Origin of the sequence: Novosphingobium sp. (assembly GCF_049240505.1) — a bacterium.
GTDB lineage: Bacteria > Pseudomonadota > Alphaproteobacteria > Sphingomonadales > Sphingomonadaceae > Novosphingobium.
The window spans coordinates 39,342-60,805 of record NZ_JBMLSM010000222.1 but is presented as its reverse complement, the minus strand read 5'-3'; the positions used below and the strand labels follow the sequence as shown (position 1 = coordinate 60,805).

At 63.0% G+C, this 21,464-nt stretch carries 23 protein-coding genes; 4 read left to right on the top strand and 19 right to left on the bottom strand.

Annotated elements, in window-relative coordinates:
- Positions 1–11: 11 nt before the first annotated feature.
- From ACOVQ0_RS18355 to ACOVQ0_RS18270, 18 genes are all read right to left on the bottom strand, one after another.
- A complete protein-coding gene (locus ACOVQ0_RS18355; RefSeq protein WP_421887876.1) occupies positions 12–1,214 on the bottom strand; it encodes an acetyl-CoA C-acyltransferase in 1,203 nt (400 codons plus the stop codon).
- A 26-nt stretch (positions 1,215–1,240) separates the two neighbouring features.
- The gene (locus ACOVQ0_RS18350) at positions 1,241–1,618 is read right to left on the bottom strand and encodes a steroid Delta-isomerase (protein WP_421887873.1); all 378 of its coding nucleotides are present in this window, start codon (positions 1,616–1,618) and stop codon (positions 1,241–1,243) included.
- A 5-nt stretch (positions 1,619–1,623) separates the two neighbouring features.
- Entirely contained in the window at positions 1,624–2,082 is a 459-nt protein-coding gene (locus tag ACOVQ0_RS18345) for a MaoC family dehydratase (protein ID WP_421887870.1), read from the bottom strand.
- Positions 2,083–2,085: 3 nt separating this feature from the next.
- Positions 2,086–2,871, bottom strand: coding sequence for an SDR family oxidoreductase (locus ACOVQ0_RS18340; RefSeq protein WP_421887867.1), 786 nt, complete (start codon positions 2,869–2,871; stop codon positions 2,086–2,088).
- Complete coding sequence (locus tag ACOVQ0_RS18335; RefSeq protein ID WP_421887936.1) at positions 2,868–4,046, bottom strand: acyl-CoA dehydrogenase family protein; 1,179 nt, start codon at positions 4,044–4,046, stop codon at positions 2,868–2,870. The genes ACOVQ0_RS18340 and ACOVQ0_RS18335 overlap by 4 nt, the downstream gene beginning before the upstream one ends.
- Positions 4,043–5,098: an acyl-CoA dehydrogenase family protein gene (locus ACOVQ0_RS18330; protein WP_421887864.1), complete on the bottom strand. Its 1,056-nt coding sequence runs from the start codon at positions 5,096–5,098 to the stop codon at positions 4,043–4,045. Before ACOVQ0_RS18330 ends, ACOVQ0_RS18335 begins: the two co-directional genes overlap by 4 nt.
- Positions 5,099–5,125: 27 nt before the next feature.
- Positions 5,126–6,031 (bottom strand): SDR family oxidoreductase, encoded by a 906-nt coding sequence (locus ACOVQ0_RS18325; RefSeq protein ID WP_421887861.1) that lies wholly within the window; start codon positions 6,029–6,031, stop codon positions 5,126–5,128.
- Between the two features lie 21 nt (positions 6,032–6,052).
- Positions 6,053–6,493 carry a nuclear transport factor 2 family protein gene (locus tag ACOVQ0_RS18320; protein WP_421887858.1) on the bottom strand — a complete coding sequence of 147 codons (441 nt, stop codon included), beginning with the start codon at positions 6,491–6,493 and terminating at the stop codon, positions 6,053–6,055.
- A gap of 4 nt (positions 6,494–6,497) precedes the next feature.
- Positions 6,498–7,649 carry an acetyl-CoA C-acetyltransferase gene (locus tag ACOVQ0_RS18315; RefSeq protein WP_421887855.1) on the bottom strand — a complete coding sequence of 384 codons (1,152 nt, stop codon included), beginning with the start codon at positions 7,647–7,649 and terminating at the stop codon, positions 6,498–6,500.
- The gene (locus tag ACOVQ0_RS18310; protein ID WP_421887853.1) at positions 7,642–8,688 is read right to left on the bottom strand and encodes an acyl-CoA dehydrogenase family protein; all 1,047 of its coding nucleotides are present in this window, start codon (positions 8,686–8,688) and stop codon (positions 7,642–7,644) included. Before ACOVQ0_RS18310 ends, ACOVQ0_RS18315 begins: the two co-directional genes overlap by 8 nt.
- Positions 8,689–8,700: 12 nt before the next feature.
- The gene (locus ACOVQ0_RS18305; protein WP_421887851.1) at positions 8,701–9,846 is read right to left on the bottom strand and encodes an acyl-CoA dehydrogenase; all 1,146 of its coding nucleotides are present in this window, start codon (positions 9,844–9,846) and stop codon (positions 8,701–8,703) included.
- A 121-nt stretch (positions 9,847–9,967) separates the two neighbouring features.
- Positions 9,968–10,723, bottom strand: a complete 756-nt coding sequence (locus ACOVQ0_RS18300) for an enoyl-CoA hydratase family protein (protein ID WP_421887849.1) — start codon at positions 10,721–10,723, stop codon at positions 9,968–9,970.
- A 20-nt stretch (positions 10,724–10,743) separates the two neighbouring features.
- On the bottom strand, positions 10,744–11,808 hold the full coding sequence (locus ACOVQ0_RS18295) for an NAD(P)H-dependent flavin oxidoreductase (RefSeq protein ID WP_421887846.1): 1,065 nt from the start codon (positions 11,806–11,808) through the stop codon (positions 10,744–10,746).
- A complete protein-coding gene (locus tag ACOVQ0_RS18290) occupies positions 11,808–12,707 on the bottom strand; it encodes an enoyl-CoA hydratase (protein WP_421887844.1) in 900 nt (299 codons plus the stop codon). The genes ACOVQ0_RS18295 and ACOVQ0_RS18290 overlap by 1 nt, the downstream gene beginning before the upstream one ends.
- Before the next feature lie 14 nt (positions 12,708–12,721).
- On the bottom strand, positions 12,722–13,525 hold the full coding sequence (locus ACOVQ0_RS18285) for a CoA-transferase subunit beta (protein ID WP_421887841.1): 804 nt from the start codon (positions 13,523–13,525) through the stop codon (positions 12,722–12,724).
- The gene (locus ACOVQ0_RS18280) at positions 13,525–14,421 is read right to left on the bottom strand and encodes a CoA transferase subunit A (protein ID WP_421887838.1); all 897 of its coding nucleotides are present in this window, start codon (positions 14,419–14,421) and stop codon (positions 13,525–13,527) included. The genes ACOVQ0_RS18285 and ACOVQ0_RS18280 overlap by 1 nt, the downstream gene beginning before the upstream one ends.
- Positions 14,418–15,356 (bottom strand): VOC family protein, encoded by a 939-nt coding sequence (locus ACOVQ0_RS18275; protein ID WP_421887835.1) that lies wholly within the window; start codon positions 15,354–15,356, stop codon positions 14,418–14,420. Before ACOVQ0_RS18275 ends, ACOVQ0_RS18280 begins: the two co-directional genes overlap by 4 nt.
- Before the next feature lie 6 nt (positions 15,357–15,362).
- Positions 15,363–16,124, bottom strand: a complete 762-nt coding sequence (locus ACOVQ0_RS18270) for an SDR family oxidoreductase (RefSeq protein ID WP_421887832.1) — start codon at positions 16,122–16,124, stop codon at positions 15,363–15,365.
- A 234-nt stretch (positions 16,125–16,358) separates the two neighbouring features.
- Here ACOVQ0_RS18270 and ACOVQ0_RS18265 point away from each other — a divergent pair, with 234 nt between their 5' ends.
- From ACOVQ0_RS18265 to ACOVQ0_RS18255, 3 genes are all read left to right on the top strand, one after another.
- On the top strand, positions 16,359–17,813 hold the full coding sequence (locus tag ACOVQ0_RS18265) for an FAD-dependent oxidoreductase (protein ID WP_421887830.1): 1,455 nt from the start codon (positions 16,359–16,361) through the stop codon (positions 17,811–17,813).
- Positions 17,814–17,834: 21 nt separating this feature from the next.
- Positions 17,835–18,602: an SDR family NAD(P)-dependent oxidoreductase gene (locus tag ACOVQ0_RS18260; protein ID WP_421887827.1), complete on the top strand. Its 768-nt coding sequence runs from the start codon at positions 17,835–17,837 to the stop codon at positions 18,600–18,602.
- Positions 18,603–18,686: 84 nt separating this feature from the next.
- Entirely contained in the window at positions 18,687–19,649 is a 963-nt protein-coding gene (locus ACOVQ0_RS18255; protein ID WP_421887824.1) for an aldo/keto reductase, read from the top strand.
- Positions 19,650–19,693: 44 nt separating this feature from the next.
- On the opposite strand, the gene ACOVQ0_RS18250 is transcribed toward ACOVQ0_RS18255, so the two are convergent.
- A complete protein-coding gene (locus ACOVQ0_RS18250) occupies positions 19,694–20,494 on the bottom strand; it encodes a sugar phosphate isomerase/epimerase family protein (RefSeq protein ID WP_421887821.1) in 801 nt (266 codons plus the stop codon).
- 226 nt (positions 20,495–20,720) lie between these two features.
- Here ACOVQ0_RS18250 and ACOVQ0_RS18245 point away from each other — a divergent pair, with 226 nt between their 5' ends.
- The gene (locus ACOVQ0_RS18245) at positions 20,721–21,413 is read left to right on the top strand and encodes a hypothetical protein (RefSeq protein ID WP_421887818.1); all 693 of its coding nucleotides are present in this window, start codon (positions 20,721–20,723) and stop codon (positions 21,411–21,413) included.
- The last annotated feature ends 51 nt before the right edge of the window (positions 21,414–21,464 follow it).

The following is a 21,464-nucleotide window of genomic DNA, read 5'->3' as shown; positions in this document are numbered from 1 at the left end:
TCTCTATCCGCTCAGGCGACTTCGAACAGACCGGCAGCGCCCATGCCGCCCGCCACGCACATCGAAACGACCACGTATTTCACCCCGCGCCGCCTGCCTTCGATCAGCGCGTGGCCAACCAGACGTGAACCCGTCATCCCGAAAGGATGGCCGATGGCGATGCCGCCGCCGTTGACGTTCAGCCTGTCAGGATCGATCTCCAGCTTCTGCTGGCAATAGACCGCCTGGCTGGCGAAGGCTTCGTTGATTTCAAACAGGCCGATATCGTCGATCTTCAGGCCTGTACGGTCCAGCAGCTTGGGGATCGCGAAGACCGGGCCGATGCCCATCTCGTCCGCACCGCAGCCCGCGACCTGAAATCCGCGATAGATGCCCAGAACCGGGCGGCCTTCGGCGCGCGCAGTATCAAGGTCCATCAGCACTTGCGCCGAAGCGCCATCGGAAAGCTGGCTGGCGTTGCCAGCGGTCACATGCTTGCCCTCTGCGATCACCTGGCCGTTCTTGAACACCGGCTTGAGGCCCGCCAGCGCTTCGTAGGTGGTGCCAGCGCGCACGCCTTCGTCCTTGGTGAGGGTAACGTCTTCCTTCCCCGTCTCGTTGCCCTCCTTGTCGAACAGGGCCTTGGTGACGGTGATCGGCACGATCTCGTCATCGAACTTGCCTGCGGCCTGCGCGGCGGCGGCACGTTCCTGCGAAAGAGCCGCAAACCGGTCCTGCGCCTCGCGGCTCACGCCATAGCGTTCCGCCACGATTTCTGCCGTCTCGATCATCGCCATATAGGCGTAAGGATCGGCCGCCTTGATGAATTCCGAACGGTTGCGGAATTGCGGGGCGTGTTTGTTGATGGTGAGCGAAATGCTTTCCATGCCGCCCGCCACGGCCACGTCGATCTCGTTGCACATGATACCCCGCGCGGCGAGCGCGATGGCATTGAGGCCCGATGAACACTTGCGGTCCAGCGTGAAGCCCGCCGTGGTATCGGGCAGGTTCGATCCATGCACCGTCAACCGGCCAAGGTTGTAGCTTTGCGTGTTCCAGTGGTTGCCAACGCCCAGATAGACATCATCCACCCGCGCCGGATCGATGCCTGCGCGGTCGAGCGCGGCGTTGACGACGTGTGCGGACAGCACGGGGGCTTCGGTGTCGTTGAAGGCACCGCGATAGGCCTTGCCCACGCCGGTGCGGGCGGTTGAAACGATGGCTGCTTCGCGCATGTCAAATCCTCTCGTGGCCCGAAAGCTCAGGCAAATCCGTGCATGTTTGATGGGCCGAAATAGGCCCGCATTTCGATAACCTTGCCTGCATCGTCGAAGCGGAAGGTGTCGATCACATCGACGCGCTTGTCGGTGCCGTCCCAGTGGAGGTGGACGTTGAAAGCGAAGGCGGCGTAATCGCCCGCAATCCGCACCGGCCCATCCAGCTTCAGCTTTGCGCCGGTCTGCATGGACGCGGTGTAGAACGCGCGGATCGCATCGTGGCCCACGTGCTGCGGGCTGCCTACCGGGTCTTCCACGGTCGCGTTTTCGGCAAAGAGCGCAACCACCCGTTCGGGCGCATTGGCATCAAACGCTGCGACATATTCGTGAACGGCGGATTCCATTGCTTTGGGGTCTGGCATCGTTCTCACTCCGGGAAATAGCGGCTGATGGTGTCGAGCACGCAGGCGGGCTTCTCCTGCCCTTCGATCTCGACGGTCACACGCACGACCGACTGGATCGCGCCTTTCACTTGCTCGACAGAGACGATCTCGCCGGCGCCGCGAATGCGGCTACCGACCTTGACCGGGGACAGGAAGCGCAGCCGGTCCGCCCCCACGTTCACCGCATGGGCAAAACCGCGCACCTCGATCAGTTGCGGCAGGAAATAGTTGACCAGGCTCATCGTCAGATAACCGTGGGCGATGGTGCCGCCGAACGGCCCGGCCTGCGCGCGTTCCACATCGACGTGAATCCACTGATGGTCGCCGGTTACTTCGGCAAAGCCATCAACACGGTCCTGCTCGATCGCCAGCCAGTCGGTCGGCCCCAGCTTCATGCCTTCCTTGCCGATCAGGTCGGCGGGCTTCTGGAACACTGCGGTCATCCCTCAAGCCCTCTGGCTGGAAACGGGCACGATTTCGCCGGTCATGTAAGACGACAGATCGCTGGCCAGAAACAGCATCACGTTGGCCACTTCCCACACTTCGGCGGGGCGGCCATAGGCTTCGGTCTTGACCAGTTCGGCAAGGCGTTCCTCGGTGGTAACCTTGGCAAGGAACGGGTGCATCGCAAGGCTTGGGGCCACCGCATTGATGCGCACGCCGTGGTCCGCCGCTTCCAGCGCGGCGCAGCGGGTGAAGGCCATGACGCCCGCTTTGGCAGCGGCATAATGCGCCTGCCCCTTTTGCGCGCGCCAGCCCAGTACCGACGCATTGTTGACCATCACGCCAGACTTGTTCGCATACATCGAAGGCAGGAAAGCGCGGGTCATGCGGAACAGGCTGGTCAGCGTTACGTCCAGTACGCGGTTCCACTGGTCGTCGGTCATGTCCACGACATCGACCTCGCCGCCCAGCCCGGCGTTGTTGATCAGCACATCGACCTTGCCGAGCGCGGCCAGCGCCGCATCGCGCAACGCCTGCACCGCGTCTTCGCTGGTCACATCGCAGACGAACGTGGCGGGCCGTTCGCATCCCACTTCGGCGGCGATACGGTCTGCCGCTTCGCCCAGACGGCGTTCGTGGAAATCGCTGATCAGAACGCGCGCGCCTTCTTCCGCGGCACGCTTGGCCACGGCAAAGCCGATGCCGGTTCCTGCGGCGGCGGTGACCACCACGGTCTTGCCTTTCAGCATCCCCAATGGCGTGGGATAGGCGGGTACGGGAACGGTCATGCTTGGCCTCGTGGTTCGCGCGGTAGACCCAGACCGCGTTCTGCGATCAGGTTGCGCTGGATCTGGTTGGTGCCGCCGTAGATCGTGTCGGACCGGCTGAAGAGATACATGTTGGGCAGAGCGCTCCATGCGTATTCGCTGCTTTCGGCAAGTTCGCCCGCCTGCCCCAGCACGTCCATCGCCAGTTCGCCAAGATCGCGCCGCCAGGTGGCCCACTGGATCTTGTAGGTCAGCGCCGCGCCATCGATGGCGGAAAGATCGGCGTTCGACAGCATCCGCAGTGCGCCATAGCGCATCAGCCGCAGCCCGATTTCCGCCGTGGCAAGGCGCTGGCGGATCACGGGATCACTGGCCTTCCCGCCCGTCTTCGCCGCAGCGATAACCGCGTCCAGTTCGTTGCGGAACTGCATTTGCTGGCCCAGCGTGGATACCCCGCGTTCGAACGCCAGCAGCGCCATCGCAACTTTCCAGCCATCGCCCCGCGCGCCCAGCATGGCGTCTGCGGCGCAGCGCGCGTCGGTCAGGAACGTCTCGTTGAACTCTGCCTCGCCGTTCATCTGGCCGATGGGCCGCACGTCGATGCCGGGCTGGTCCATGTCCATCAGCAGGAATGACAGGCCCTTTGGCCCCACCGACCCCTCTTCGCTGCGTGCGACGACGAAGATCATGTCGGAATAGTGCGCAAGGCTGGTCCAGACCTTCTGGCCATTGACCTCCCACTGTCCCTCCACGAGCCGCGCCCTGGTCTTTACGTTGGCAAGGTCAGACCCGGCGTTGGGTTCGGAATAGCCCTGGCACCAGATCTGCATGCCCGCTGCGATACCGGGCAGATAGCGCGCCTTCTGTTCCTCGGTCCCGAAGGCAAGGATCGTCGGCCCGGCCAGTTCCACACCGATGTGGTTGATGCGGTTCGGTGCACCTGCGCGGGCGTATTCCTCGGCAAAGATCACCTGCTGCGCCAGCGTGGCATCGCGGCCACCCCATTGCGCCGGCCAGCCGATGCACGACCACTTGTGGGCGGCAAGCTGCTGTTCCCACTCCTTGCGCCGTGGGATGGCATCGCACAGGTTGGGGATGCCCCGGATATCGGCAAAGGGTCCAGCCATCTGCGCCTGCAGCCAGCCGGCGCACTCGGCACGGAACGCCTCATCCTCAGCCGAAAAGCCAAGTTTCACGCGGCCACTCCCAGCACCATCGCGGCGATCTGTTCGCGGTGCCACTGGCTGTCGCCAAGCATCGAGGAAATCGACCGCGCGCGCTTGAAGAACAGGTGCGCGTCATGTTCCCACGTGAAGCCGATGCCACCGTGCAACTGGATCATGTTGCCTGCGCACATGTGGAACGTATCGGCGCAGAACGCCTTGGCCGAATGCAGCGCCAATTGCGCTTCGTCGCTGCCTTCGTCCACGGCACACGCGGCCCAATAGACGGCGGAGCGTGCCTGTTCGATCTCGATCATCATGTCGGCCAGACGGTGCTTGTAGGCCTGAAACGATCCGATCTGACGCCCGAACTGCACGCGCTCCTTCGAATAGGCCACGGTGCGGTCAAGCGCGGCCTGCGCCCCGCCCAGCGCTTCGGCGGCAAGGCACAGCCAACCTGTGACATGCAGGGCATGAAGCGCCGCGGCATGGTCTGCGAAAGGTTCGGCGGGCGCATTGTCCAGCGTGATCGTGGCCAGCGGGCGGGTCTGGTCCATCGTTACATGCTGAACCACCGTGACGCCGGGCGCACTGGCCTGAACCAGCCAGCACTTGTCTCCAGCTGTCAGCACCAGCAGATCAGCGCTGCCGCCGTGCGGGGCAAAGCGGAAAGTGCCGTTCAGCGTTCCTTCGCCTGCTGTGAAATCATCCGACCATGCGCTTGTCGCGATGCTTTCTCCCGCCACCAGTGCGGGCAGCCAGCGGGTGCGCTGCGCATCGGTTCCGCCTGCCACCAGCGCATGGGCGGCGCGGGCGTTGCCCAGCAGTGGCAGCGCGGCAACTTGCGCGCCTGCCGCTTCGGCAATCAGCGCAAACTCCACCATGCCAAGGCCTACCCCGCCCATGTCTTCGGGCACACCAATGCCTGCAAGGCCCAGTTCAGTGCAGAAGCTGTTCCACAAGTCGCGGTCGATGCCATCGGCGGCCATCGCCAGCCTCGTGCGTTCGCTTGTGGCGTTTTCGGCAAAAAAGGCGCGGGCGGTTTCCGCGATCATTGCCTGTTCTTCGGTGAATGCAAATTCCATGTCAGTCTTTCCCGGTTCAGGCAGTTGTCAGGCGGTGCCCCAGACCTTGCGCGGTGGCACCCGTTCGGCCAGCAGACGGTCGACCGCCGCACCAACGTCTCCCGGTTCCCAGCGGGCCTGCTGATCGACGAACGGCCCTTCGCGCCAGCCATCTTCCAGCATGATCTTGCCGCCTTCGAGTTCGAAAACGCAGCCCGAAACATGGGCGCTGGCGCTGCTGCCCAGCCACACCACGGTGGGGGCGACATTGGCCGGGTCCATCACATCAAAGCCATCGTCCACCGCCTTCATCTTGTCGGCAAAGGCACCTTCGGTCATCCGCGTGCGGGCAGACGGGGCCAGCGCGTTGGCGGTGATGCCATAGCGGCCCAGTTCTGCCGCCTGCACTAGCGTCAGCGATGCGATGCCGCCCTTGGCGGTGGAATAGGCCGCCTGCGCGATGGAGCCTTGCAGCCCCGCGCCGCTCGACGTGTTGATGATGCGCGCATCCGGATCGCGCCCGTCCTTCTGCTTGGCGCGCCAGTAATTGACTGCGTGGCGTGCAATGCAGAAGTGGCCGCGCAAGTGGACGTGCATCGTGGCATCCCACTCTTCCACCGTGGCCGAAACGAACATGCGATCGCGCACGATGCCTGCGTTGTTGACCACGACATGAAGGTCACCGAACGCGGCCAGAGCGGCCTCTACGATACGGCCAGCGGCGTCCCAGTCGGTGATATCCTCATAATTGGCGATGGCCTTGCCGCCCGCCGCAACGATCTCTGCCACAACAGCGTCAGCCGCGCTGGTATCGCGTCCGTCACCGCCCAGCGACGTGCCGATATCGTTCACCACCACGTTCGCGCCTTCCGCGCCGAACGCCAGCGCATAAGCGCGGCCAAGCCCGCCTGCGGCGCCTGTAATGATGACGGTGCGGTTTTCGCAAATGCCCAAAGGAGCCTCCCTGAAATGTTGTCAGCCGACGGCAAGCAGCAGGTGCTGCGAAAGATCGCCGGTGTAATCGAGCATCGAATAATCGCGCGTGGCAAAGCGCCATGCTCCCTCAACGCGCGCAAAACTGTCGTGATAGCGGCCCGACGCAATGGCCTGCAGCGGCAGGTCGGGCGTCTGCTGGAACACGGTATAGACAGACCGGCAGCTTGCGATGCCCGCCACCTCATCCACCTCGACGATGGGGTTGGTGATGACGTGGCGCGTGCGCGGCGTGCCGCACGGATAGATGCGCACGAACGCCTGCCACTGCGCCAGCATCGGCGCTGCGCCTTCCACCACCTGCCCGCCGCCCAGCGTTACCCGCGCGTGGGAAAACAGTGCTGCCACTTGCTCCAGTTCGCCTGCGTCCATCAGTTCGGCGTAGCGATAGATCAGGTTGGCGATGGCGGTGGCGGCCCCCATCGCGTCAAAGCCGCTCGATGATGGTTACGTTGGCCTGCCCGCCGCCTTCGCACATGGTTTGCAGGCCATAACGCCCGCCGGTGCGTTCCAGCGCGTTCAGCAGCGTCGTCATCAGCTTGGCCCCGGTCGATCCGATGGGATGGCCCAGCGCAATCGCGCCGCCAGCCACGTTCACCTTTTCATGCGGGATATCCAGTTCCTTCATCCATGCCATCGGCACGGAGGCGAAAGCCTCGTTGCATTCGAACAGGTCGATGTCGGACAGCTTCATGCCCGATTTCTGCATGGCATAGCGCGTGGCCGGGATCGGCCCGGTCAGCATCCACACCGGGTTGTCGGCGCGAACCGACATATGGTGGATGCGTGCGCGCGGCTTGAGGTTGTGCTCCTTCAGCGCACGTTCGCTGACGATCAGCAGCGCGGCGGCGCAATCACTGTTCTGGCTGGCATTGCCTGCGGTAATCCGTCCGCCCTCACGCACGGGGGTCAGGCTGGCGAGCCCTTCAAGCGTGGTGCCGGGGCGGATCGTCTCGTCACGGTCCAGCCCTTCCAGCGCCACGATCTCGTTCCTGAACCAGCCCTGTTCGGTGGCGTGCTGTGCGCGGCGATGGCTTTCAAAGGCGAAGGCGTCCATTTCCTCGCGGCTGATCTGCCACTTTTCAGCGATCATTTCCGCCGAACGGATCTGGTTCACCTCTTCATCGCCATAGCGCGCGTCCCAGCCCTTTGCCCCGGTGAACGGGCTTTCAAAGCCATAGGCCGCGCCCGCCGTCATCGCCGCCATGATCGGGATGCGGTTCATCGCCTGACTGCCGCCCGCCACCACAATGTCCTGCGTCCCGCTCATCACGCCCTGCGCGGCAAAGTGGACGGCCTGTTGCGCCGATCCGCACTGGCGATCGATCGTCACGCCGGGCACGTCTTCGGCCAACCCTGCCGCCAGCCATGCGGTGCGGCCAATGTCGCCCGCCTGCCCGCCGATGGTTTCTGTGCAGCCCCACACCACATCTTCGACCAGCGCGGAATCGAACTGGTGGCGCGCCATCAGTTCGCGGATGGGATGCGCGGCAAGATCAGCCGGATGGATATGCGCAAGGCTGCCTTTCTTGCGCCCCACAGGCGCGCGGACGGCATCGACGATATAGGCTTCAGGCATGTTCGTTCTCGTCCTGGGTCATCTCGCGGGCAAAGGTCTGATCAGCCCCGACGGGCTGGGTGAAGACGCGGGTGGCGATGCGATTGCGGTGGAAGGCGGGCGTACCCCAAGCCTGCTTCAGCGCCAGTGCGCGCTTGAGGAACAGGTGGACGTCCACTTCCCATGAATAGCCCATCGCGCCATGCACCTGGATCGATGCGCGCGCGGCCTTTTCGGCAGCTTCCAGCGCGACGATCTTGGCTTCAGACACACGGGCGCGCGATTGAACATCGCCATTGGCAATCTCTGCCGCTGCCGCCAGCACCACGGGCCGGGCAAATTCGATGGCCACCTGCGCGCTCGACAGGTGGTGCTTTACCGCTTGATACGATCCGATGGGCTTGCCGAACTGCGTGCGTTCCTGCGCATAAGCAACGGCCAGATCGACCGCGCGCTGGGCAAGGCCAACGCCCTGTGCCGCCGCGAACAGGCTGGCCCGGTCCAGCGCCAGCGTCCAGTTAGCAGGGCCAAGGTCTTGCGCTTGGCTTTCATCCCATTCGATGCGGAACAGACGACGGAAGGGGTCAATCGTTTCAGCCGGGGTCAGGCGCGCCTTGTCTGGCGTGATAACGAAAGCACGGCCGTCCTTTTCGATCAGGATGCCGGTCGCAATATCGGCATTGGCCACCACCGGATTGATTGCCGGAGCCACCGCGATGATAGCGGCAGGATCAGCCAATGCCGGATGATCTGGCGCAAGTGCCGCCAGCAGCGGCGTGCCGACGCCCGCGCTTTCCACCAGCGGTTCAGGCAACGCAACATAACCCGCCTCGCGCGCGATCAGCGCAAGGTCTAGTTCACCAAGGCCCATGCCGCCTGCCGCCTCGGGCAGCAGCAGCAGCGTAAATCCGTTCTCGACAATCTGCGCCCAGCGCGCAGGCTCAAACGCCACGCCCTGTTCCATCATCTTGCGCCAGTGATCGGGCGTGCAGGTATCGCCCAGCAGCGTGCGCGCGGTTTCGGCAAACATCTGCTGCTCGTCGGAGAGCGTGAAGTCCATGTCCGTCCTCCCTCAGCGCGGCAGGCCAAGCATACGCTCGGCAATGATGTTGCGCTGGATCTCGTTCGACCCGGCATAGATCGGCCCGGCCAGCGAGAAGATGTAATCGTCCAGCCACTCGTGCTCCCCGCTCGGCGGGATCAGCTCCGCCTCGGCCCCAAGTATCGCCAGCGCGGTTTCGTGCAGGTGGATGTCCATTTCCGACCAGAAGATCTTGTTGGTCGAAGCCTCAGGCCCGATCTTCGCCCCCGCCATCAGACGCGATGCGGTCTGATAGATATTCAGGGCATAGGCATCGGCATTCATGTGCGCCCGGATCACGTTGGCCTCGATGGCCGGATCGCATTGATCCTTGCGCGCCTGCCACAGCGCCGCCAGCGCGGCGGCGGCTTCCTGAAAGCGGGCCGGGCTGCGCAGCATCAGCCCACGTTCGAACCCGGCGGTGGCCATGCAGATGTGCCAGCCCTGCCCTTCATCGCCCAAGCGGTTGAAGGCAGGCACGCGCACATTGTCGAGGAAGATTTCGGCAAAGCCGACATGCCCGTTGATCTTGCGGATCGGGTTACGGGTGACGCCTTCCTGATCCAACCGGAAGAAGATCAGGCTCATCCCCTTGTGCCGCTCAGTGCCCGGTTCGCGGAACAGCCCGAATGCCCAATCGGCAAAGGCCGCGCGGCTTGACCATATCTTGTGCCCATTCAGCACATAATCATCACCATCACGAACCGCAGTGGCACGAACGCCTGCAAGATCAGACCCGGCCTGAGGTTCCGACCATGCCTGCGCCCAGATTTCCTCACCGCTCGCCATCGGCGGCAGAAAGCGCTGCTTCTGTTCGTGTGTGCCAAATTCCATCAGCGTGGGGCCAAGCAGGAAAATCCCGTTCTGGTTGACGCGCCCCGGCGCGCCCGAACGGTAGTATTCCTCCTCGAAGATCAGCCACTGGATGAGGTCCACCCCGCGCCCGCCATATTCCTTGGGCCATGTCACCATGCCCCAGTCGCCAGACTTCAGCGTGGCTTCCCACTGGCGATGCGCCTCAAAGCCTTCGCGCGTGGCGTCATAGTGTTCCAGCGGTTGCGCGGGAACATGCGCTTCAAGCCATGCGCGCACTTCGGCGCGGAAGGCCTGCTGCTGCGGGGTATATTCAAGCTTCATACCATAATCCCCGTCACCCCCGCGAAGGCGGGGGTCCAGTTGTTGGGCTGCGCTGGATTCCCGCCTTCGCGGGAATGACGAAGGAGAGGGGCAGGATGCCCAATATGTGAAGAGACGCGCATCAGAACTTCGCCGCCTTGCCCGTTTCAACAAAGGCATCGCGCGATTTCTGGCTGTCTTCGTGCATGTACATTTCCAGCGTGAAACCCTGTTCCCAGCGATAGCCACGGTCCACGTCACGCGCCTCAAGCCCGTTCAGCGCCTCCTTGGCGATGACCAGCGCCTTGCGGCTTTTCGATGCGATGACCGCGCAGAAAGCGCGCGCTTCGGCCACCAGATCGGCGCGGGGCACGACCTTTTCGACCGCGCCCAGACGATAGGCTTCCTGCGCAGGGATATTGCCGCCGGTGAAGAACGCCGCACGCACTTTATGCAGCGGCAACATGCGCGACATGTGGCTGGCCCCGCCCATTGCCCCGCGATCCACTTCGGGCAGCGAAAAGAACGCATCGTCCGCCGCGATGATCACGTCCGATCCGCCGCAGATGCCGATGCCACCGCCGATCACGAACTTGTGCACCGCGACCACCACCGGAATCTCCGCCTCGTGAATGGCCTTGAACGTCAGGAAATTGCCGCGATTGAGCACGGTGATGCGTTCAGGGTGCGCCTGCATTTCCTTGATATCGACCCCGCCGCAAAACCCGCGTGATTCCTCCGCCGCGCGGATCAGAATGACGTTGGCTTCGGGATTGGCCGCCGCTTCCTTGATGATCGCAGGCAGCGACATCCACGTTTCGCTGTCGAACGCGTTCACGGGCGGAACGTCAAACACGATCTCTGCGATGCGGTCCTTGACGGTGAGCGTGATGGGCATGGGGTTCGTATCCTTCTCGATCAGCCAGCGCACAGCGCGGCAAGCCGGGCGCGCGCCTCGGCCATGATGCGGTCGACCAGTTCGGCGCACGTGGGCACTTCCGAAATGCGTCCGCCGACGACGCCGGTGGCCATGACGCCGTTCTCGATATCGCCATCGACCACAGCCTTCTGGATCAGCATCGGCATGGTCGCGGCCATCATCGCCTGGCGAAGTGGCACGTCGCCGTGCCCGGTCATGCCGCGCGCCGCCTTGATGAAGTGCAGCCACGACGCGCCGGTCTGGCGCTTCATCGCCGCACCCGCCTCAAACGCGCGCAACCACATGCCCAGCGAGCCTGACCGTTCGATCCGATCCATCAGCCGGGTGCGGATCATGCGCTGCGGAATGCCGTCCAACTTGGTCGTCACGATGATCCGGTCGGTCGTGGCCTTCAGGTATTCGGCCTTGGCCGTGTCAGGCACCGGGCTTTCGCGCGTCAGCAGAAAGCGCGTGCCCATCGCAATACCCACCGCGCCATAAGCCAGTGCCGCCGCCAGCCCGCGCCCATCGGCAAAGCCGCCGCTGGCAATCACCGGCACATTCACTGCATCCAGCACTTGCGGCAACAGCACCGTCGTCGGCACCGATCCGGTATGCCCACCCCCTTCGCCGCCCTGCACGCTGACCATGTCGACGCCCAGTTCCACCATCTTCTGCGCGTGCTTCACCGCGCCCACAGTGGGAATGCACAGGATGCCAGCGTCCTTGAACCGGCCAATCATCTTCGCGTTCGGCCCACGACCAAAGCTGACCGCGCGCACCTGTTCAGCGTTGGCAAGGATCAGGTCGACAATCTGGTCTGCGCCGGGCTGAAACGAATGGAAATTCACCCCGAAAGGCTTGTCCGTGCCCTTGCGCACAGCGAGGATTTTCGCGCGACATTCATCAGGCGTCATCACCGCCGCGCCCAGAAAGCCAAAGGCCCCGGCATTGCTGCTGCCGATGACAAGGCTGGGTTCCGCCACCCAGCCCATCGCGGTCTGGATGATCGGTGCCTTGCAGCCAAGCCGCTCGGTCAGGACGGTGTGAAGCGCGTCAACCATCAGGATTCACCCGCATCCTTCTTATTCGCAGCCGCAGCCGATGTGCCGCTGACGCCCGCAATGGAATTGCCGGTGACGAGATCGTTCTGCGCATGGGCAAAGTGGTGCATGTGGTAGACCGCATCCATCGCCGCGCGCTTGCCGCGCAGTTCCTCGACATGGTTGATCGCCTGCTTGGTCAACCAGTTGCCAAGACGGCCCTGCTTGGCCAGCTTCGCAGCCCATGCCGTGGTCGCCTCACGCAGTTCTTCGCGGGGTACGACCTTGTTGACCATGCCGAAGCTGTAGGCGCGCGGGGCGGGCATACGTTCGCCCAGCAGCAGGAATTCCTTGGCCACGCGCGGCGGCAGTTCATAGGCGTGGGCGAAGTATTCCACGCCGGGAATGCCCATCAGCGGGTTCACCGGATCCTGAAAGAACGCATCTTCGCTGGCCACGATCAGGTCGCACACCCATGCCAACATAAGCCCGCCCGCAACGCACGCGCCCTGCACCATCGCGATCGTCGGCTTGGAAATGTCGCGCCAGCGGCGGCACATCCCCAGATACTGTTCCTGTTCGCGGGTATAGAGCAGTTCGGCTGCGGGCTTGTTGGTATGCGGCGGAAGCATCAGCCGCTTTTCGAATTCAAAGTGCAGATCGCGCCCCGGCGTGCCGATATCGTGCCCGGCAGAGAAGTGCTTGCCCTCACCCGCCAGCACGATGCAGCGCACCGCATCATCCTTCACGGCGCGGCCAAACGCATCGTCGAGCGCATAGGTCATCTGCCCGTTCTGGGCGTTGTTGAACTGCGGCCGGTTCATGGTGATCCAGGCCACGTTGTCCACCACCTCGTAACGGACGGGTTCTTCCGTCTCGTAAACGATGTCGACGGTTTTCGGCTCGACGAGATCGGTCATCCTGTCATCTCCCCTTAGGCTGCACGCACGGCAGGTGGGTTGTCCTTCAACACACTGGCACGGACGTTGTGCGGATCGAGGCTGGCAATTACGGCCAGCGCTTCGGCAGTGGGCAGCGCGGTTTCGGGCAGGTCTTCGGCCCGGCCTGCGGCCATTTGCAATTCAAAGCCGGTGGCCGCCTGCACTTCGTCAAAGGTCACGCCCGGATGCAGCGAAATCACGCGGATCGCGTTTTCCGGCCCGCCAAAGTCCATGACGCACAGGTTCGTAACGATCCGGCGCAGGTCCACGCCTGCAAAGTTGCCACCCGCCACGCGCTTGGCCGGATTGTATCCGACGCCCGAAATCATATCGACATGCGGCACGAAGACACGGGGCGAATGCGCGGGGAAGAAGAACGAATTGGGGTGGTAGATCGTGTTGCCCGGAAAACCGCGCACACCCAGCATCTGCGTCTTGGGCTTGTCGTAAGTGCCGCCCATATAGGACAGGTTGATCTGGCCAAAGCGATCAAGCTGCGTGGGCGTGACCATCGCGTGCCTGCGGCCAGACCACACTGCACTGTCGAAAAAGCGCGAGAACGGGAGATAGCCGGCAGGCTTGCGATCTTCGTACTTGCGCGGCCCCAGCGGCACCGGTTGTTCCACCAGATAGGCCTCGCCATCGCTCATCATCAGTTCGGGCGTATGGGTCAGCTTGGCAAGGCCAGCGGCAACGCGCGGCACTGGCCCCACGCCCGTGGCCACGATCTCGCCGTTGTCGCGGAAGGCTTCGGAACAGGCGAAAATGCACAAGTCTACAAGGGTGATGTCGCTCATCAGAAAATCGGCAAGGGCAAGCCCGTCACCGCCTCCTTTCCACCAATCATTTCAAGATATTCGGCTTCCGATGCGCCAACGAAGCGGTCCTGCACCTGCGCCCAGTCACCGGGGTCTTTCGCGCTGTCGGCGTAAGCCTTGAACGCCTTCATATCCCAGCCATAGTGCGGCGGCATCGAACTCGGATGCGCGCCGCAGGGCATTTCGACCACGCCCGAAACGAAGCACCGCTCGAACAGGTTGGCCTGAACGTTTTCGGGGTAATGGTCCTCCATCCGGTCGACCAGTTCCTCGCAACTGACGTAAGTCTTGGCCGCCGCCTTGGCGAACCATTCGTCGTAGTAGGTGTCTGGCCCGAAGACCTGCACGTTGCCGCGCCAGTCGCTGCGGTTCACATGGATCAGCGCCGCGTCGAGCTTCAGCGCAGGCATGGCGACCAGCGTTTCGCCATCGTCATAGGGGGACTGCACCGTCTTCAATCCGCCCAGTTCGGCCAGATCGGTGCCAAGTCCCACGCGCGTGGGCAGGAACGGCAGGCCGAACGCGGCGGCCTTCAGGCCCCACTGGAACATGCCCTCGTCCAGTTCCAGCACGTCCAGCGCGCCGCTTTCGCGCGCCTTGCGGAACCACGGCTCCAGCGGGATCGCATCGAGGCTGACGAAGGCAAACACCAGCTTGCGCACTTTGCCCGCCGCGCACAGCATCCCCACGTCCGCCCCGCCATAGGCGACCACGGTCAGATCCTTCAGGTCGGACCGCAGGATTTCGCGCACCAGCGCCATCGGCTTGCGGCGTGGGCCCCAGCCACCAATGCCCAGTGTCATCCCGTCGGACAGTTGCGCCACGATCTCCGCCGCGCTCATCCGCTTGTCCAGTGTCTTGCCGGAAAGGCTCACGCCTGTTCTCCCTTTGAATCTTCAAGCGCCTTTTGCCATGCCCAGACATGGCCCCATTCGCTGGGGACGAGGTGCGCGGTCGGCGTCCAGTTGGCAGGGTCGATCACCAGCGGATCGGCCCCGATTTCGATGTCGAAGCCCGATGGCGTCTGCATGTAGAAGCCGAAGGTCTGATCATTGATATGCCTGCCGATCGTCGCGCTTTCCGGCACCTTGTGCGCGCGCATCCGGTCGTGGCACTTGCCCACGTCGCTCTGCGTCTTCATTTCCAGCATCAGGTGGATGCAGGCCGAAGGCGGCACGGGCATTTCGGCAATGGCAATGGAATGGTGGCGCCCGTTGGCAGCGTGCATGAAGGCAAAGCCCATGCCCGGATCATTGGGATCGTCCGAAAAGCGGAAGCGCGGGATATCGGTGTCGCCAAAGCCGATGGCTTTGTAGAATGCGTGCGCTTCATCGAAATTGGGCGTGGCCAGCACCGCGTGGCCCATGCCCATGTCGCCGGTCACGAAGCCGCTCACGCCAACGGGTGAAACAAACGTCACATCGTCGCGGCTGTCACCCCAGAAGAACTCCAGACCGTTACCGGATGGGTCGCTGGTGGCGAAGAATGCCGCAACACCGCGCGCCTTGGCACCAGCGGCATCGCCATCCACGATCTCGCGGCCCAGCCCCGCGATCGTATCGCGTAGCGCGGCCAGTTCGCTGGCATCACCCACTTCATAGGCAGCGGCTACCAATCGATCCTCATTGCCACGCTCTACCCAGAAGCGGAACGGACGTTCGTCGATGCGATAGGTGGCCACGCCATCACGCGGAGGATCGGCGCGCATCACGCCGACGACCTGCGTCATGAAGTGATCCCACGCCTCAGCCTTGGCGGTTTCGATCCTGACATAGCCCAGTGCCCTAATTCCAGCAGATGCGCTGCCCACGGCCAGTTATCCTTTCACGAGGTCGAGGAAGTAGGGACGTTCACCCCCTCCATCGACGTTGATGCGTGCGCCGCTGACCCATGAGGAAAGGCTGGAGCTCAGCCACAGCACCGCCCCTGCGATGTCCGTTCCCGTGCCCATGCGCTGCAGCGGCAGCGATTTGGCGACCGCAGCCTGCGCTGCTTCATCGCCATATGTTTCTTCCGAAGTTTCGGTCTGCATCAGCCCGACGATGATGGCGTTCACGCGCACACCGTCTGGCCCCCATTCCTGCGCAAGGCTTTGCGTCAGGCTCAGCAATCCCGCCTTTGCCGCGCCATAGGCCGACGTCATGGGCGAAGGGCGGATGCCCGATACGCTGGCGATGTTGATGATGCTTCCGCCGCCCGCTTCCTGCATGTGGGCATAGGCATATTGCGACATGTACATGGCCGAATGCAGGTTCAGCTTCACGATGGCATCGAAGAAGCGTGGGCTGGCCGTTGCGGGTGCCTGCGGCGATCCGCCCGCATTGTTCACCAGTATATCGATCCGCCCGTGTTTGGCTGATACCGCCTCGACCAGCGCCTGCGCCTGATCGGGATCGCGGATGTCGGCGGCGCGGAAGGTCAGGCCATCTGGCAGATCGGCCGGCTCTGTCCGCCCACACACTGTCACCGCAGCACCTGCGCGCAACAAGGCCTGCGCAATGTCCCGCCCAAGGCCGCGCGTACCGCCGGTGACGATGGCGACCTTTCCGGTCAGGTCAATGTGATCCGTGCCCTGCACTGGGGCGCTCTCCCATGCTTTGCCAACGCTGGCGAAAACCCGCCATGTCAGATTCGAAATCGCCAATATCGAAAGGCGATTGGCTTTTCAATTGACGATTTGCGTATCTAATGCAATCGTAAATTACGAATGCAGCGCAGAAATGCACAAAATGAGTCGATTGCCCCATTCAGGGGTAGCCGTGCGGTGCGGATAACAGCGATCACTGCAGGGGTTTGGGAGCAAAGAGCCAGGATGACCGGATATTCGCAATACAGGACCATGCCGATTGCGCAGGTGCCGCAGTGGGACCTCGAAACCGATGTCGCGATCATCGGGTTCGGCGCCACAGGCGCCTGCGCAGCCATAGAGGCGCGCGTTGCAGGCGCGCGCGTGATGTTGTTCGAGCGCAGTTCCGGCAGCGGCGGCGCATCGGCTCTTTCGGGCGGAGAAATCTATATCGGCGGCGGCACCGATGCGCAGAAGGCCGCAGGGTTTGACGATACCGTCGAAGACTTCACCGCCTATCTCAAGCTTGCAGGTGGTCCCTGCGCCGATGATGCCAAGTGCGAACTCTATGGGCGCGAAGCGCTGTCGCACTACCAATGGCTGAAGGATCAGGGCGTGCCCTATCGCGGCAACTACCTGCCCGGCAAGGTCATCGAACCGACCGATGATTCCACGCTGATCTGGTCGGGCAGCGAAGCCGCCGCGCCGTTTTACAAACAGGCAAAGCCTGCCCCGCGCGGCCATGTCATTCAGCACATGGGCTGGGGCGGCGGTCGCCCGCTGATCGATATTCTGGAAACGCGCGCACGCGAACTTGGCGCTGATATCCACGTCGATGCCCGTGCCGTGGCTCTGATCACCGATGGGGAGCGTGTAGCAGGAGTTGTCGTTCGCATCGATAACAAGGACCGCTTCGTCCGCGCGCATCGGGGCGTCGTGCTGGCCACGGGCGGCTTCGTGTTCAACGATGCGATGCGCCGCAAATATTGCCCCGAAAGCTTCCGCGTGAACAGTCCCATCGGGGACAAGGACGATGGCATCGGCATCGAACTGGGCGTTTCGGCGGGCGGCGATGCCATCCACATGGATCAGTTCTTCACCACCTGCCCGTGGACGATCCCGGCCGATCAGGCCCACGGCGTATTCGTAAACGTCGCAGGCCAGCGCTTCATCAACGAGGACTGCTATCACGGGCGCGTCAGCCGCTGCGCCGTCGATCAGCCGGGCGGCAAGGTCTATCTCCTGCTCGACAGCGCGCATTTCGATCAGCCGCTCGATCTTGCGGGAATCACCATCGCGGGTACGGGCGAAACCTGGGAAGAGGTCGAAGCCGAACTGGAAATGCCCGCTGGCACGCTTTCGGCCACGATGTACCTCTATAACAGCCACGCCCGCGAAGGCCGCGATCCGCTGTTCGACAAGCAGCAGCCGATCCTGAAAGCGCTCGACCAGTCGCCGTTCGTGGCGCTCGAATGCAATTTCGAGACGAGCTATTTCAGCTTCTTCACATTGGGCGGGCTCAAGACTTCAACCGATGGCGAAGTGCTGGATCGTTCGGGCGCGGCCATTCCCGGCCTCTTCGCTGCAGGGCGCTGCACATCTGGCCTGCCCGCATGGGGGCACGGCTATTCGTCCGGCCTCAGCCTTGCAGATTGCACCTTTTTCGGACGGCAAGCCGGACGCCGGGCCGCCACCGCCTGAGCCTCGTTACGGAGAGTTTTTATGAGCAGACTTGAAGACAAAGCCATCATCATCTTCGGCGCCGCTGGTGGCATTGGCGCGGCAACCGCGCGTCGTGTGTGTTCGGAAGGCGCGCAAGTCGTCCTTGTCGATATCAACGGGGAAGGCGTGGAAGCGACAGCGCAGGGTTTGCGCGCGCAGGGCTACAAGGCCTGGGGCACACAGGCCGATATCTCCAAGGAAGATGACGTAAACGCAGCCGTTGCCATCGCGCTTGGCCATATGGGCAAGCTTACCGGCGCATTCATGAACGCCGCAGATTTGCGCATGGCGCTGCTCGACAGCGATCTGCTGGCAATGGACATGGCCGTCTTCGATCAGACGATGGCGGTCAACATGCGCGGGCACGTCCTTTGCGCCCGCGCCGTCCTTCCGCATCTGCTGGCATCCGGCAGCGGTGCGTGCGTTTTCACCAGTTCCGGGTCGGCGCAGTCACCCGGCGCGGTTCGCCCGTCCTATGCCATGTCCAAACTGTCGCTCTACGCACTGGCCCGCCACATCGCGACCCGCTGGGGCAAGGAAGGCATCACCGCAAACGTGGTTTCGCCGGGCTTTATCGTCACGCCTGAACAGGCTGAAAGCGGCGTTATCCCGCAGGAAATGATCGACCATTTCCTTGCCGGTTGCGCCACCCCGCGCATCGGCGTGGTTGATGATGTGGCCGCAATGGTGGCCCTGCTTCTGTCCGAAGACGGTCGCTGGATGACGGGGCAGACCTACCACGTAAACGGCGGCGGCATCATGCCGTGATTCATCGGTGGCGGCACCGGTCAGGTGTTTCCTTCGCTGGCAATTTTCTATAAGTCAGCACTTACATCTATCAAGGACTTCCAGATGCTCACCAAGGTCACTCTCAATCACACCGACCTGTCCGTCAGCCGCCTGTGCTATGGCACCAACATGCTCGGCTGGATGCTCGATCAGGGCAAATCGAACGCCATCCTCGATACTTTCGCAAGGTTGGGCGGCAACTTCATCGACACCGCCCGCAGCTATGGCGACTGGATGCCCGATGCCCCCATCGGCGCCAGCGAACGCGCGGTGGGCGCATGGCTGAAGACGCAGAAACGCGATGATTTCGTCATCGCCACCAAGGGCGGCTTCTTCGACATGCGCGTGGGCGACTATCGCAACCGCGTGACGCCTGATGACGTTTCGGCCGACCTTGCGCAAAGCCTCGATCACCTCGGCGTGGATGCCATCGACCTCTATTTCCTGCATATGGACAACCCGGAAAGCCCGGTCGAACCTATCGTCGATGCGCTGATCGCCCATCGCGAAGCGGGCCGCATCCGCCATTTCGCCGCGTCGAACTGGGCCGCAGACCGGATCAGCGCCGCCAATGCCTATGCCGCGTCACTGGGCAAACAGGGCTTCGTGGCCTCGGAAACGTTCTGGGGCCTTGCCGTGCCTGATGTCGGCGCGGCGGCACAGCAGGGCTATGTGCACTACTACGAAGGCGAATATGAAGACCTGCACGCGGCGGGCCTTCCGGTCATTGCCTATGCTGCGCAGTCCGGCGGCTATTTCACCAAGCTGGCTGCAGGTTCGGTGGGTGAACAGCTTGCCGCGCGCTATGCCGATCCTGCAAACGAACGCCGCCTTGCCATTGTCCAGTCGCTTGCGGCAAAGCATGGCGTTTCGATCAACGAAATCGCGCTGTCCTATCTGCTCAGCCAGCCCAACCAGACCATCGCCATCTTCGGCGGTTCCTCACCCGAACAGGTGGCCGAAAGCGCCAAGGCTGATGCGCTCACGCTGACGGCGGAAGAACTCGCCGCCCTGCGCAACGCCTGATCCATTGCCCCACTCCGCTGTAGTGCAGCGGGGTGGGGCTGGCTCTAGGCCAAAGCGCAGCGCACGCTCTCGACCGCACGGGTCACCCGCTCAGCCGTAGTCTCGATGCCAACCGCATGATTGCGCGGAATTTCCACGCTTAGCGGACAATTGATCGGCAAGGCCTGCACGAACCCGGCCACGTCAAACGCTCCGCCCCCGCACAGCAAACGATTTGACGAGGCTTCGTCGTCAGGACTTTCCGGGGCCTGCGCTGGTCCATCGGCAATCTGCCCATAAAGAACATACCCCGCCGGTGCCGCCGCCAGCTCCGCAGGCGCCCCGCCAGACCGCATCAGGTGCAGCAAATCCACGTTCACACCCACCGCACCGGGCCGCCCGATCTGTTCCACAATATCCAGCGCAGCCGCCAGCGATGGCACCTGGCTTGGCGGATAGAACTCCACCCCAACCGGCAAGCCGAACCGTGCCGCCATATCGCAGAACTGCCCGAACCGATCCACGCGCCGCGCCGGATCGCGATCATAAAGCAGCGCATTGATCAGCCCCGCGCCCAGTTCTGCGGCACATTCCATCGCGGTCGCAAAGGTGGCGATATCGGTGCGCCCTGCCAGCGTGAACGGATAGGCAAGGTCGAGCGTCACGCCCAGATCGCGCATCGCCGCGCGCAATTCCATCCGCACTGTGCTGTCGGCGTAGATATCGAATTGCGGCATTAGCGGCAGCACGTCCATAGGTTCCATGAACAGGCACACGCCATCGCATCCCGCCGCTCGCGCTGCCTGGACAAGCTGGATCGGCGTCGTGTCGATGGCGGTGAGGTGATCAAGTGCGAGACGGTGCATGAGCCACGCCTAACCCGTCGGTGGAATGTGTTCCATCATTTTCGATACGCAAAAGTCGGATAAATTTTGAGCATAACCCCACTCTATCGGAAAAAATTGCGATAAATCATACGCAATCTATTGTTAGCGTATGCTTACTTTTGTTGCGCAGCGCTGCCTGCACTGGTATGCTCCAGCCCATGAAGCGCTGCTTTCCAAAGCAGCTTTGGAGAGGACAGGCTTGCAAATGGCAACCATCGCATCAGACATCGAAACCTCCTCAATCGCCGACGGAGGCCTGTCGATGGGACATCTGGCGCTGCATTATGGCACGCCAGAAGACGGCCCCGCTGCTGCGCGCCTGCTCCAGATCGCAGGGCTGACAGAAACGCAGATGCTGCCGCTGCCGGGCGGCAATTTCTATCGCTTTGTCGTGGCCAAAGGACACTTCGGGCGCGGCGATGGCATCGTGTATCTTTCGTGCCTGCCCGAACCCCAGCAAAAGCTGATCGCAGCCATCCACGCGGCGCTGCGCGTCGGCACTGGTGACGAACATGAAGCGGTCGTGGCCTATCGCGCGATGATGGCGCAGGACTTCGAAGCAAGCTTCCACTTCGGCTTTCTGGTCGAATCGCTGGAAGAGTTGGAAAAGATGGTTCTGACGCTGCGGGATCTTGCCGAGAACGACCCCGTATTCAAAGGACGCCTCAACATCGGCATGAACCGCGCCCGCCGTGGCGATGTCGCGGTCGATGCGCGTCTCGATGCCTCGCCCGTGTTCGGTGAGGCCACGCGCTATGCCTATGGCAGTGCCGGGGTTCAGGTCTTCGTGGAAACCGATCTGATCCGGGCGGGCCAGTTGGGTGAGAACATGTATCTCGAATTCGACTATGTTTTCCCTGACCGGCACAGCCACATCCTGTCCGTGGTCGAACTCTGATCCGGGCCTGAACCGGTCCCGCACCGCAAAAGTGGCGCAGGACCGGTTCAG